Origin of the sequence: Polynucleobacter victoriensis (assembly GCF_900187875.1) — a bacterium.
Lineage (GTDB): Bacteria > Pseudomonadota > Gammaproteobacteria > Burkholderiales > Burkholderiaceae > Polynucleobacter > Polynucleobacter victoriensis.
The window spans coordinates 72,034-84,047 of the sequence record NZ_FYEX01000002.1 but is presented as its reverse complement, the minus strand read 5'-3'; the positions used below and the strand labels follow the sequence as shown (position 1 = coordinate 84,047).

The 12,014-nt window shown below is 43.8% G+C and carries 15 protein-coding genes; 7 read left to right on the top strand and 8 right to left on the bottom strand.

Going from position 1 to position 12,014, the window contains the following annotated elements; genetic code table 11:
* Nucleotides 1-42 precede the first annotated feature (42 nt).
* Both CFR83_RS06690 and yjgA read right to left on the bottom strand, forming a co-directional pair.
* The gene (locus CFR83_RS06690; RefSeq protein WP_088813291.1) at nt 43-669 is read right to left on the bottom strand and encodes a YbhB/YbcL family Raf kinase inhibitor-like protein; all 627 of its coding nucleotides are present in this window, start codon (nt 667-669) and stop codon (nt 43-45) included.
* Nucleotides 670-700: 31 nt separating this feature from the next.
* Nucleotides 701-1,027, bottom strand: coding sequence for a ribosome biogenesis factor YjgA (yjgA, locus tag CFR83_RS06685; protein WP_088813290.1), 327 nt, complete (start codon nt 1,025-1,027; stop codon nt 701-703).
* A gap of 54 nt (nt 1,028-1,081) precedes the next feature.
* Here yjgA and CFR83_RS06680 point away from each other — a divergent pair, with 54 nt between their 5' ends.
* Both CFR83_RS06680 and aroQ read left to right on the top strand, forming a co-directional pair.
* Entirely contained in the window at nt 1,082-1,642 is a 561-nt protein-coding gene (locus CFR83_RS06680) for a YaeQ family protein (RefSeq protein ID WP_088813289.1), read from the top strand.
* A 42-nt stretch (nt 1,643-1,684) separates the two neighbouring features.
* Complete coding sequence (aroQ, locus tag CFR83_RS06675) at nt 1,685-2,134, top strand: type II 3-dehydroquinate dehydratase (RefSeq protein ID WP_088813288.1); 450 nt, start codon at nt 1,685-1,687, stop codon at nt 2,132-2,134.
* Here aroQ and CFR83_RS06670 read toward each other — a convergent pair whose 3' ends face one another.
* Nucleotides 2,135-2,341, bottom strand: a complete 207-nt coding sequence (locus CFR83_RS06670; RefSeq protein ID WP_088813287.1) for a SlyX family protein — start codon at nt 2,339-2,341, stop codon at nt 2,135-2,137.
* Nucleotides 2,342-2,502: 161 nt separating this feature from the next.
* Here CFR83_RS06670 and CFR83_RS06665 point away from each other — a divergent pair, with 161 nt between their 5' ends.
* Nucleotides 2,503-3,375: a DMT family transporter gene (locus CFR83_RS06665; RefSeq protein ID WP_423808382.1), complete on the top strand. Its 873-nt coding sequence runs from the start codon at nt 2,503-2,505 to the stop codon at nt 3,373-3,375.
* On the opposite strand, the gene CFR83_RS06660 is transcribed toward CFR83_RS06665, so the two are convergent.
* Both CFR83_RS06660 and CFR83_RS06655 read right to left on the bottom strand, forming a co-directional pair.
* Entirely contained in the window at nt 3,372-3,575 is a 204-nt protein-coding gene (locus CFR83_RS06660) for a hypothetical protein (RefSeq protein ID WP_088813285.1), read from the bottom strand. The two genes, CFR83_RS06665 and CFR83_RS06660, sit on opposite strands and share 4 nt — an antisense overlap.
* Nucleotides 3,576-4,796, bottom strand: coding sequence for an MFS transporter (locus CFR83_RS06655; protein ID WP_243383403.1), 1,221 nt, complete (start codon nt 4,794-4,796; stop codon nt 3,576-3,578). It lies immediately after the preceding gene.
* A 79-nt stretch (nt 4,797-4,875) separates the two neighbouring features.
* Here CFR83_RS06655 and CFR83_RS06650 point away from each other — a divergent pair, with 79 nt between their 5' ends.
* Complete coding sequence (locus tag CFR83_RS06650) at nt 4,876-5,682, top strand: ferritin-like domain-containing protein (RefSeq protein WP_088813283.1); 807 nt, start codon at nt 4,876-4,878, stop codon at nt 5,680-5,682.
* Here CFR83_RS06650 and CFR83_RS06645 read toward each other — a convergent pair whose 3' ends face one another.
* Nucleotides 5,683-6,468 carry an SDR family oxidoreductase gene (locus tag CFR83_RS06645; RefSeq protein ID WP_088813282.1) on the bottom strand — a complete coding sequence of 262 codons (786 nt, stop codon included), beginning with the start codon at nt 6,466-6,468 and terminating at the stop codon, nt 5,683-5,685. It lies immediately after the preceding gene.
* Nucleotides 6,469-6,588: 120 nt separating this feature from the next.
* Here CFR83_RS06645 and rnr point away from each other — a divergent pair, with 120 nt between their 5' ends.
* Complete coding sequence (gene rnr, locus CFR83_RS06640) at nt 6,589-9,036, top strand: ribonuclease R (protein WP_088813281.1); 2,448 nt, start codon at nt 6,589-6,591, stop codon at nt 9,034-9,036.
* Between the two features lie 74 nt (nt 9,037-9,110).
* A complete protein-coding gene (gene rlmB / locus CFR83_RS06635) occupies nt 9,111-9,857 on the top strand; it encodes a 23S rRNA (guanosine(2251)-2'-O)-methyltransferase RlmB (protein WP_243383423.1) in 747 nt (248 codons plus the stop codon).
* A 21-nt stretch (nt 9,858-9,878) separates the two neighbouring features.
* Here rlmB and tal read toward each other — a convergent pair whose 3' ends face one another.
* Complete coding sequence (gene tal, locus CFR83_RS06630) at nt 9,879-10,826, bottom strand: transaldolase (RefSeq protein ID WP_088813279.1); 948 nt, start codon at nt 10,824-10,826, stop codon at nt 9,879-9,881.
* A 100-nt stretch (nt 10,827-10,926) separates the two neighbouring features.
* On the opposite strand from tal, the gene rpiA reads away from it, so the two are divergent.
* Nucleotides 10,927-11,622: a ribose-5-phosphate isomerase RpiA gene (gene rpiA, locus CFR83_RS06625; RefSeq protein WP_088813278.1), complete on the top strand. Its 696-nt coding sequence runs from the start codon at nt 10,927-10,929 to the stop codon at nt 11,620-11,622.
* Nucleotides 11,623-11,717: 95 nt separating this feature from the next.
* Here rpiA and CFR83_RS06620 read toward each other — a convergent pair whose 3' ends face one another.
* Nucleotides 11,718-11,990, bottom strand: a complete 273-nt coding sequence (locus tag CFR83_RS06620) for an oxidative damage protection protein (protein ID WP_088813277.1) — start codon at nt 11,988-11,990, stop codon at nt 11,718-11,720.
* Between the last annotated feature and the right edge of the window lie 24 nt (nt 11,991-12,014).

Sequence of the window (12,014 nt, the reverse complement as noted above, 5' to 3'; positions counted from 1 at the left end):
TATTTTAGGCTGATTAGCCCGTTTCTGCTTGTTCAGGACAGTTTAGAGCCCAACCTGAGGGTTAAGGCTATAAATCCCAGTGATGCTTGCTTGATCCAAAATGTGCGACTTCATAGCATTAAGAGCATCAGCCCCTGTAAATGCCCCAGTGAGCGGAAGTGATGCGACATTCAGTGCGTAGACGGTAAATACATAGTGATGCTTGATTTCATCATTCCATGGAGGGCAAGGACCATCATAGCCAAAGTAGTTGCCACTCATTTCGGCATCACCATTAAACCAAGCGGTGTAATCATTGATGCCGGCTAAGCCTATTGGACTGGCGCTTGCTGCTTTGCCTTTGGGGGTGATGGAGGAGCTATGTGTACCAGCTTCAATGCTATGAATATTGGCTGGAATATTAACTAGTACCCAGTGATAAAAATCAACACGTGCCAAAGAAGCTGGCACTACTTTGCCTTCTTGATTGACGTTATCACCTTGGCTTGGAACATCGGGGTCATGACAAATGACTGCGAACGATAGAGTCTCTTTAGGAAAGTCAGACCAAGCAAGATGGGGGTTTTTATTACTGGATAAAGTAATGTGGCTGGCAGGGTCTTGAATCGCAAAGGCGAATTTACCTGGAATAACAGTTTGATTATTAAAACTTTGGCTGATTACTTTCATCGAAAAAGTCTCCTGCTAGTTCAATAGTTATTTAGATTTTCATCTTACTGGCTTTTTTAGCACCCACAATACCAATTAAGGCTTGTTTAATTGCGTTCACTTCATCTTCAGACAATGCACCCATGATTTTGCCCAAGTATTGAATATGACGTCGGATACCGCCATGACTGCGTACGTTGGCAGTTTCTTGTAGGGGTTCGAGTAATCTCTCTGGTAGGGGCATTTGCTTCCACTTGTCAGGTGTCATTTTGCTAATTTCTTCAGCGAGATTTTGCCTGGCCTCTAAACGGCGCTTAATCTCCGATTTACTCGGTTTTTCGTAGGTTTGATCTTCGTCTAGGTCGTGTGATTGCTTCATAATGTCATTTTCGCAGACTATTGCGTCTTTACGCAGAAAAGTAAAAAACTATTCATGGCTATTAAAGCAACGATATTTAAAGTAAATCTGTCTGTGGCTGATATTGATCACAATTATTATGCAGATCATGCGCTCACACTAGCAAGACATCCCAGTGAAACAGATGAACGCATGATGATGCGTTTGTTGGCGCTATCTTTTAATGCACATCAATTAAATGATCTTTGTAATGGCGATGGTCAATTGGTGTTTGGTGCTGGGTTATCTGACCCTGATGAACCGGATGTTTGGTTAAAAGACTTTACAGGACAAACCAGGTTATGGATTGAGGTTGGGCAGCCAGAAGAAAAGCCTTTAAGTCGCGCCTGCTCAAAATCCGAGAAAGTGGTTGTCTACGCCTACCATCATGCTGCAGAAGTATGGTGGAAGGGTATTGAAAATAAGCTCACGCGCATGGATAAGTTATCGGTCTATCGAGTGTCTTCAGATCTTTCTCAAGAATTAGCCACTTGGGCAGAACGCACTATGCAAATTCAAGCAACCATTCAAGATGGTCATCTAATGTTAAGTAATGGCGAGGGAACTATTGAGGTGACTTGCGAGCGCTGGAAGTAAACTCTTTAAGAATCAATATATCAGCGCTATACTTCATTCATTATGAAAAAAATCATCGTCCTCAATGGCCCTAATCTCAACCTCTTAGGCACAAGAGAGCCTGAGAAGTATGGCTCTGCGACTTTGGCAGATGTTGAAGCTTTATGTACAGATGCTGCAAAGCGTTTGGGGTTCGATGTTGAGTTTTTGCAAAGTAATCATGAAGGCCCATTGATCGATAAGATCCAAGAGGCAGGTTTAGCTTATAAGGCTGGTAAGGTGCAAGGGGTTGTATTTAATCCAGGTGCCTACACGCATACATCAGTGGCTTTGCATGATGCGATTGCTGCGGTTAACGGTTTGCCTGTGATTGAAGTGCATATTTCTAATGTGCATGCCCGTGAAGCTTTTAGACACCATTCTTATATTTCACCAGTGGCTGCCGGCATTGTTGTGGGCTTTGGTGTTCAAGGTTACGTTCTTGCCATAGAAGGCTTGGCACAAAAATCTTAATTAGTAGTGGGGCGGTATTTCATCGCGGGGGCTATTGCCATCCGATGGCAAATTGCTAGCCATTTGTAATTTCAGAGCTTTTACTTCCTTGATCAAGGCATCAATCTGCTGTTGTTGTTTATAGACAGTTTGATTCAACTCTTCTAATAAATCCTCAGAAAAGCTAAGTTTGACTTCTAGATTGGTTATGCGTTCATCTTGATTCATGATGTTCCTGAATAACTATCGGTGTTCCTTAGGATACTCCATTAACATGCAAGTTCTTGCATCAATCTCATTTGATGAGCCTCTGGCATGCTAGCATCGTCACCTTTGGTATATATAGCAATTTTCAGATGACCCCATTAACCCCTCGCATTATCTTTTACATGGTCTTACCGACTATATTGTGGGCGGGTAATGCCATTGTGGGCAGGTTGGCAGTGGGCACAATATCGCCCATCATGCTTAATAGCATTCGGTGGTCTCTAGCAGCTTTAATACTTTTGCCACTTGGATGGAGGATTTTTAAATCCAACAGTGTGCTTTGGCAGAACAAAGTTCGATTTTTGTTGCTGGGTTTGTTAGGTGTAGGCTCATACAACAGCCTCTTATATCTATCTTTAGAAACATCAACTCCGATTAATGTGACATTGATAGGTGGCAGCATGCCGATGTGGATGTTGTTGATCGGTGCTTTGTTTTATCAACAAAAAGCCCAAGCGCGTCAAATGTTTGGCGCAGTCATTTCATTGTTAGGTGTTGTGATTGTTTTATCTCGAGGCGACTTGCTTAGCATTCTTGATGTGAAGCTCGTGATTGGTGATTTGTTTATTTTGTTGGCCACTATTCTTTGGGGCTTTTATAGCTGGATGTTAAGTCACCCTGGTAAGAGCACGGAGCGTCAATGGCATTGGGCAGAATTTTTATTGGCACAAGTGGTATTTGGTGTTTTCTGGTCAATCACTTTTTTAAGCTATGAGGTGGCACTTGACGCCGTACAGTTAGAAATTAATGTTTGGACAGTTTTACTATTAATTTATATTGCCATTGGCCCATCTTTGATTGCTTATAGGTGTTGGGGGCTGGGAGTTAGTGCAGTTGGACCGTCACTGGCAGCATTCTTTGCTAATTTGATTCCATTATTTGCGGCTATCATGTCAGCAGCATTATTGGGTGAGGCGCCACAGATATTTCATGGGGTGGCCTTCTTACTAATTGTTGCTGGAATATTGATCTCTTCAAAAAAGAAGATTGATTAATCAGCCAATTCAAAGCGACCGTCTTCCATCTCTGCTTGAGGACGAATCCAGTAATCATGGGTTTGTCTAGATTCATAGACATAGGCCATTTCTAGAGTGGCTTCAATCTTTGCTAGCCCAATGACTTGATAGAAGCCGCCGGTTTTCTTATGCTTTAAAACTGATCCGATTGGAAAGAGGCTAGGGTGTGTTTGACGCATTTAAGATTTCCTTTGAACTTTCCAGAGTGAGAACTGTGTGTAAAACACAAATATCAATCCCCATACAACAATCGAAGCATAAGCGGCCATCCAACCATCATGACCCATGGCTCTGCTGATATCTAGTGTGGCGCCAAAAATTGCAGGGCCTAGTAAGCCGCCACTAAACCCCATAACCGAGTGTAGTCCCATGGCAGCACCTTTGATATCTTGAGGCACGCTGATTACTAGACCTGCAGTAAGTGTTGCTGAGTCAGCCATGATGAAAATGGAGTGAATAAAAGCAAGTATCAAAATAATTGACCAATGGGCATGTAGCGAGGCTCCTAAGGAGATGCCGCTGATAGCGCTACCAATCATGACCCAATAGACCCAGCGATGACGACCTATTCTTAAGGCCATCTCGTTTCCGATGATGGAGGCGGGAACGCCAATCAAATTAATCAATGTCGCAATTACTGTTGCGGTTAATGGGAAAGAGTTTTCTGGGTTGGCGATGGTCGCAGCATAGACAAAAAATGCTACCAGCCAAGCTCTAGATGCAAATAGTTCTAGGCTGTGAGCCGTGTACCCGAGCATGTAGCCCAGTGCTTCTTTTGTTTCTAGTACTTTTTTCCAGCGCAAAAGAGGAAATGCATCTTTGAGATCAAATTTAATCTCAAAAAAAGATTTTTCTCCCGCTAATCGTTGTGTTCCAAGCCAAGCTAAGATTCCAGCGAGAGCAGGTCCTATAGAGGTAATTAAAAAGGCTGCTCTCCAACCATATTGGGCAATCAATATTCCTGAGACGTAATATGACAGTGCATTGCCGATACCAAAAAATGCTGTGTAGAAAGAGATATGTCGAGTGATTTCACCGATCGTGACTCGGTCGGAGATTATTTTGAGGCCAGGCATGTAAGTTGCTGATATGCCTGCGCCATGCAACATTAGAAAAAACCACGCATTATGAAAGTCACTGGAAAAGTAACCCATGCCAAATAAGCCGATGCTAGCAAGCAGACCGCCCGCTAGATATATTTGGCGTGTATCGATGCGGTCAGTCAAAGTTGTTGCAAAGGGCACAACTAAAACGTAACCAATGAAAAAACTGCTCGCTAAAAAACCGGATTGGAAATTACTTAATTGCCACTCGGTTTGAATCAGGGTTAAGGATGCGGCGTAGCAAGCAAATCCAAAAATGGATAAGACTTGTGTCAGAAGCATCAAGTATGTAGTCAAGGTGTCTTAGTATTTTTATAGTTAAATCATTTTATATGTACCTGAGACTATTGGATAATTAGAAAAATTACCTACTTTTATGAATTCAGAACTCAGATCTCAAGCGCTTTCACTATTAAGCATCAAAGAACCGCATGCTAAATGTATGGCGGTGGCTCATCTGCGTGAAGAATACTTGGCTGGCAATATCAATCTAAATGAAGATGCAGTTCTATCTGATAAGGATGTTGACATTCCGGGTCGTCCCGATGCGCCAGTCTTGGTAAATCCTGGCTTGGTTAAACGTCGCTCAATGGTCACCGCAGAAGGGCGTGCAGTATTAATACACGCTTTGGCTCACATTGAATTCAATGCCATTAATTTGGCTTTAGATGCGGTATGGCGGTTTGCGGGTATGCCTAAAGAATATTACGAGGATTGGTTAAGAGTTGCTGCTGAAGAGGCGTATCACTTCGAGTTACTCAATCAGCATCTTCAAACTCAAGGTTTTAAATATGGCGATTTCCCAGCTCATAACAGCTTATGGGAAATGGTTAGCAAAACAACGGAATCAATCCTAGCAAGAATGGCGTTGGTGCCACGTACCATGGAGTCACGTGGTTTGGATGCTTTGCCGCCGATTCAAGAAAAGCTGGCTCAAGCCAATGATCATGAAGCAGTGAGACTTTTGCAAATCATTCTTAATGATGAGGTTGGGCATGTAGAGATTGGTAATCGTTGGTTCAATTACATGTGTCAAAAAGACCAACTTGACCCAATTAAAGCTTATGCTGATTTGGTTGAAAAATACGAAGCGCCAAAACTGAGAGGCCCATTTAACTACGAGGCTCGTAAAGCCGCTGGTTTTACTGAGGCAGAGCTAGCTGCCTTAGATATTCGTGCTTAATTAAATATTTGGGATATTGCCGCCGTCGACTCGGATCACTGAGCCAGTGATATATGAGGCTGCTTCGCTGGCTAAAAATGCTGCCACTTGACCATATTCCTCAGGGCGACCCATACGACCCATAGGAATCGTTTTAAGGCTATCCAATTCAATCTCTGCCAGTGATTTATTTTCTCGTTCTGCGCGAGCTGAATCTAGAAACTTAATTCTGTCAGTGGCAATTCGCCCCGGAACAATCACATTGGCGGTGATGCCAAAAGGAGCTAACTCTCTAGAAAGGGTTTTTGACCAGGCGTGCAAAGATGCGCGCAAGGTATTTGAAATCGCCAGATTAGGAATAGGGGTGATGGCGCCTGAAGATGTGCTTGTGATGATTCGGCCCCATTGACGCTCTTTCATGCCACCGATTGCTCGGTCTGTAATAGCAATCACCGACAAAACCATTTCTTGAAACTTTTCGACCCACAATGCAGTTGCTTGGTTGGCGGCTGGAGTTGGGGGAGGCCCTCCGGTATTGTTGACCAAAATATCAACGGGGCCTAATTCTTTCTCAATTTGACAGAAATTCCCATCAATAGCTTCTAGCTTGGCCAGATCCCAGCTAATGCAAATAGACTTCCCGCCCATTGCTTGAATCATCTTGGCAGTGTCTTCCAGTTTGGCCATATTTCTGCCAGCCAAGGCTATTTTGGCGCCTTCTTTGGCTAGGGCAATGGCCATGGCTTGACCTAGGCCGCTACCCGCGCCGAACACTAAGGCAGTCTTATTGTTAATGCCTAAATCCATGTCTATCTCCACGTACCTTGATGGTTATATTTCTGGGCTAGAGGTGTTAGCGCCAATGTTGATTTGATTATATTCTTGATATATTGCTTGAGTTTTCACATTCTTGTAAGACAATGGGGTATGACTAAAAAAAGCACTAAAGGGACCTTGGCACTGTCTGAGGCTAAAGCCCGTAAATTGCCAGAAAAACAAGGGACAGTCCAAGGCCATCGAGATGGTTTTGGTTTTGTGATTCCTGATGATGGTGGAGAAGACATTTTCTTAAATGAACGCGAGATGTCGCGTGTCATGCATCACGATAAAGTGATTGTTAGAGTTTCTGGGGTGGATCGTCGCGGTCGACCAGAAGGCCAAATCAGTGAAGTGATTTTGCATGCCAATCAATTTGTGATTGGACGTTTATTAAATGAGAACGGTGTTCTTATTTGTGCTCCAGAAGATAAGCGTATTGGCCATGACATCCTGATTCCACCCAAAGGGCAGGGTAACGCCAAATTGGGTCAAGTAGTTTCTGTTGAAATTATTGATTACCCCGATAGTTATCGTCAGGCTGTTGGTCGAGTTGTGGAAGTATTGGGTGAGATCGATGACCCGGGTATGGAAATCGAAATCGCTGTGCGTAAATATGGTGTGCCTCATCTATTCTCTCCTGCAGCAAGCAAAGAGGCTGATGCATTGCCTAATGAGATTCGTGAGGAAGACCTAGAGGGGCGTATTGATCTACGTGATATTCCCTTGGTGACGATTGATGGTGAGGATGCCAGAGACTTCGATGATGCGGTGTATTGTGAGCCTGTTGCCTGGGGTAAAGCAAAGGCGTGGCGTCTAATCGTAGCAATCGCTGACGTATCTCACTACGTTAAGCCTGGTCACCCATTAGATTCTGATGCAATTTCAAGAGCCACATCAGTGTATTTCCCGCGCAGGGTCATCCCGATGTTGCCAGAAAAAATATCAAATGGCTTATGTTCATTAAAGCCTGAGGTCGATCGCTTATGTATGGTGTGTGATGCGGTGATTGACATGGATGGTCAAGTGCAGGCTTACCAGTTTTACCCAGCCGTGATGCATTCAGCGCAGCGGTTTACCTATAACACCGTTTGGGAAATTTTAAGTAACAGTAATGGTCCTGAAGCGGCAAGATTCAAGCATCTTAAGAAAAATTTAGATCGTTTATACAGTCTCTATAAGGTTTTGAGAGCGGCTAGAGATAAACGTGGTGCAATTGACTTTGAAACCACAGAAACTCAAATCATCAGTAATGCGCTTGGCAAGATTGAGCGTATTGAGCCTAGGGTGCGTAATGAGGCACACCGCGTGATTGAAGAGTGCATGTTGGCGGCCAACGTTTGTGCCGCAGACTTTTTGGATAAGAATGGTCATGCTTCTTTATTCCGAGTGCATGCTGAGCCATCTGCTGAAAAGTTGATGACTCTTAAACAAGTATTAAGGACGGCTGGGCTAAATTTAGGTGGTGCTGAAAAGCCAAGACCTAAAGACTTTGCAAAGTTAATTGAAGAGATCAAGCCAAGGCCTGATGCCAGCATGTTGCAGTCAGTGGTTTTGAGATCAATGCAGCAGGCCGTTTACCAGCCAGATAACTATGGCCACTTTGGTTTGGCTTATCCAGCCTACGCACATTTCACAAGCCCCATTCGCCGATATCCAGATTTGCTAGTGCATCGCGCTATTAAAGCTATTTTGGCAAAGAAAACATATTCACCTAATATCCCTGCCGATGTAGTTTTGAACTTAGCGATGCCAAAGAGTGGTCCAGGGCGAGTGAATGCCGCCAATGCTAAAAAATCTCATGAAGAAGCCAAAGCAAAGCCTGCCGCTAAAACCGCTCGCGGAGCTAAGGCGAAGCAAGAAGCATCAACTGCCATGGCTGCTTGGGCACAGTTGGGGGTTCATTGTTCTTCTAACGAGCGTCGTGCAGATGAGGCATCCAGAGATGTCGAAGCTTGGTTGAAGTGTTACTACATGCGTGATCACTTGGGTCAAGAGTACTCTGGCACCATCACCGGTGTTGCCACTTTTGGTCTATTTGTTCAACTTGAAAGTCTCTTTGTAGAGGGCATGATTCACATCAGTGAACTCGGTGGTGATTACTACCAGTATGACGAAGCCAGACAAGAGCTACGTGGTGAGAGAACAGGTATTCGTTATCGCTTAACAGACCGAGTTCACGTCTTGGTGAGCCGTGTTGACTTGGATGCTAGACGCATTGAATTTAGCCTTGTAAAACCAAATGGCGACAGAAATGGTGTGGCAGGTGTTGGCGTGAGCGATCGTTTCTCACCGATGGAAAATGGTCGCTCGAATAAGCCTAACAGAGGTGCTAGCGCTAAAAAATCATCAGGGAAAGCGCGCTCTAGTTCATCTGGCTCGACAGCAGGTGGTTCTAGATCGACTCAGGGTGGTGGGGTATTATCTGCCCCTAGTAAATCAGCCTCAGGCAGAGGAGCTAAGAAAACCGCTGCTGCTAAAGCTGGTAGAAAACCAAAAAAATCTAGTAATGCCAAATCTAAGGGGCATGAATTAAGTATTCGCAAGGGCCGTCGTTAATGTCAGATAGAGAGCAGGGTTTTAGATCTAAACAAGATCAGTCATCAAGGCAAGCTGGTGGTGACGGCAAACAAATGTTGCTGGGCTTTCATGCGGTTATTGCAAGACTGCGCCAAGACCCGGAGTCCTTAAGAACAGTCTATGTTGATCCTGCAAGGCGTGATCGCCGCATGCAGGACTTTATTAAAACTGCTGAACCAATTTTGGGTCGCAGACTACATCAAGCTGATACGGAGCGTTTGAGAACCTTGGCTGGCAATGACCGTCATCAAGGTGTAGTGGCTTTTGCGGACAGTATTTCTAAAGTACAAACTCTTGATGAGTTGCTTGATGCATTGACAGGACCAGCACTGTTGCTCATTTTAGATGGTGTAACAGATCCGCATAACCTAGGGGCATGTTTGCGCGTAGCTGATGGTGCTGGTGTGGATGCCGTGATTGTGCCTAAAGATCGTTCAGCTCACTTGAATGCTACTGTGAGTAAGGTGGCCAGTGGTGCTGCAGAAACCATGCCCTTAATCGCAGTAACGAATCTAGCTAGAACCATGCGTGAACTCCAAGAAGCGGGCGTATGGGTGATTGGTACTGATGACCAAACTGAAAAGACACTCTACGATGTTGATTTCACAGGCCCTGTTGCTTTGGTGATGGGTGCAGAAGGTGAGGGCATGAGACGTCTTACCCGAGAAACTTGTGATGAGCTTGTCAAAATCCCAATGCTAGGTGGCGTAGAGAGCCTTAACGTATCCGTTGCAAGCGGTGTGAGTCTCTACGAAGCTAGAAGGCAAAGAATTGCCAAGCAATCCAAAGCCTCTAAATAAATCAGCTAGCTAACTGAGTAATTAAGCTAGCAATAGTTTTTCTAATTTCTCAATGTCAGCACAGAAAAGACGGATACCTTCTGAAAGTTTCTCTGTTGCCATAGCATCTTGATTCAGTTGGTAGCGGAATGACTTTTCATCGGCAGTAATTTCTGCTGCCCCAATAGATTTTGCTTTTTCAGGACTTAATGCCAAGCTCAAGTTTGCTTCGCTACTTTGTAGTTCAGCCAATAATTCAGGGCTGATAGTTAATAAATCACAGCCGGCTAAGTTAGTGATTTGCCCAATATTTCTAAAGCTAGCTCCCATCACCTCAGTCTTGATGCCAAAGTTCTTGTAGTAGTTATAGATATTTTTGACAGATACGACACCGGGATCATTAGCACCGCCATGGACATCATCCTGCCACTCGGTTCCTAATGATTTTTTGTGCCAATCAGTGATGCGACCTACAAATGGAGAAATTAATTGAGCATTTGCATTGGCGCAAGCAACAGCTTGAACTAGGCTAAATAGCAAGGTCATGTTGCAAGCGATGCCTTCGGCTTGAAGAGTTTTGGCAGCTTGTATGCCTTCCCAAGTACTTGCAATCTTAATCAGCACGCGTTTTTTGGAAATGCCTGCAGCTTCATAGGCGGCAATGATTTCGCGGGCCTTCTTAATGGTTGCATCTGTATCAAAAGAAAGTCGCGCATCGACTTCAGTAGATACACGACCAGGAACTATTTTTAAAATTTCGATACCAAATGCCACCAATAAAGCATCAATAATTTGATCAACGCTTTTGCCGGCATTCTTAGTTTTGATCTCTGTGATGAGATGTTGGTAGCTAGGCAGTTGTGCTGCCTTTAAGATGAGGGATGGATTGGTGGTTGCATCTTGAGGCAAAAATGCCTTCATGCGTTCAAAATCGCCTGTGTCGGCAACCACGGTGGTGTACTGTTTTAATTGTTCTAGTAATGAGCTCATCGGACTATTTTAGAATGCTTCTGTGAATTAAAAGAATGTAGCAGACATTTTTATTGAATAATTAGAGAAGTTTGAAATTAAATCCTCGGAAAGCTTAAATATGTATACCCAAGATCAATTAAAAGCCATGGTTGCTGAGGCTGCCAAAGATGAAGTATTAAAGCATATGGCTCCTGGCGGCATCTTGGGGGTTGGTACGGGTTCAACGGCGAACTTATTTATTGATGCAATTGCTCCACATAAATCTCATTTTGCAGGGGTGGTATCAAGTTCACAAGCTAGCACTGAGCGCCTAAAAAAACATGGTTTTAATGTATTAGATAGCAATTCGGTGGAAAGTTTGCCGATGTATGTAGATGGAGCGGATGAGATTGATCCTCAAGGTCACATGCTCAAAGGCGGTGGTGGCGCTTTAACCCGTGAAAAAATTGTGGCGCATTTGGCTAAAACATTTGTATGTATTTGCGATGGTAGTAAACAAGTCGCTGTGATGGGCCAATTTCCTTTGCCTGTTGAGGTCATACCGATGGCTACGGCGCAGGTCACTAGAGAGTTAGAGAAATTGGGTGGTACGGTTACTCTTAGAAAAATCAAAGGCACCGATCAGGTATTTGTGACAGATAACCAAGCTTGGATCTTGGATGTGGCGGGTTTAAAAATTACCAATCCAGTTGAACTCGAATCCAATATCAACCAAATACCGGGGGTGGTTTGCAATGGTTTATTTGCTAGAAGAAAAGCCAATGTATTACTTATTGGTGAAGCAAATGGAGTTCGCCGTCAGACCTACTCATGAGTCTTATTTTGAGAATCTTGGGGTAACAAAAAAGGACGCTTATGCGTCCTTTTTAATGCAAACCTAAAAGTCCAGTTTAAAAAAACTACTTCAGTTCACTTATTCTCTGGCACATATCCTTGTGCTGAATCAGCACCTTCACCATAGAAATACTTCTCCACTTGTTTTAGAAGGTATTGACGTGCACGCGTATCTGCCATGTTCAAACGATTTTCATTAATTAGCATGGTTTGTTGTTTGATCCAACCAGCCCAAGCTTCTTTAGAAACTTCTTGCCAGATTTTTTTGCCTAATTCACCAGGTAGTGGTGCGAAATCCAAGCCTTCTGCTTCTTTATTCAATTTGATGCAATGAATCATGCGTGCCATTATTTACCTCTTAATTAGCAATCG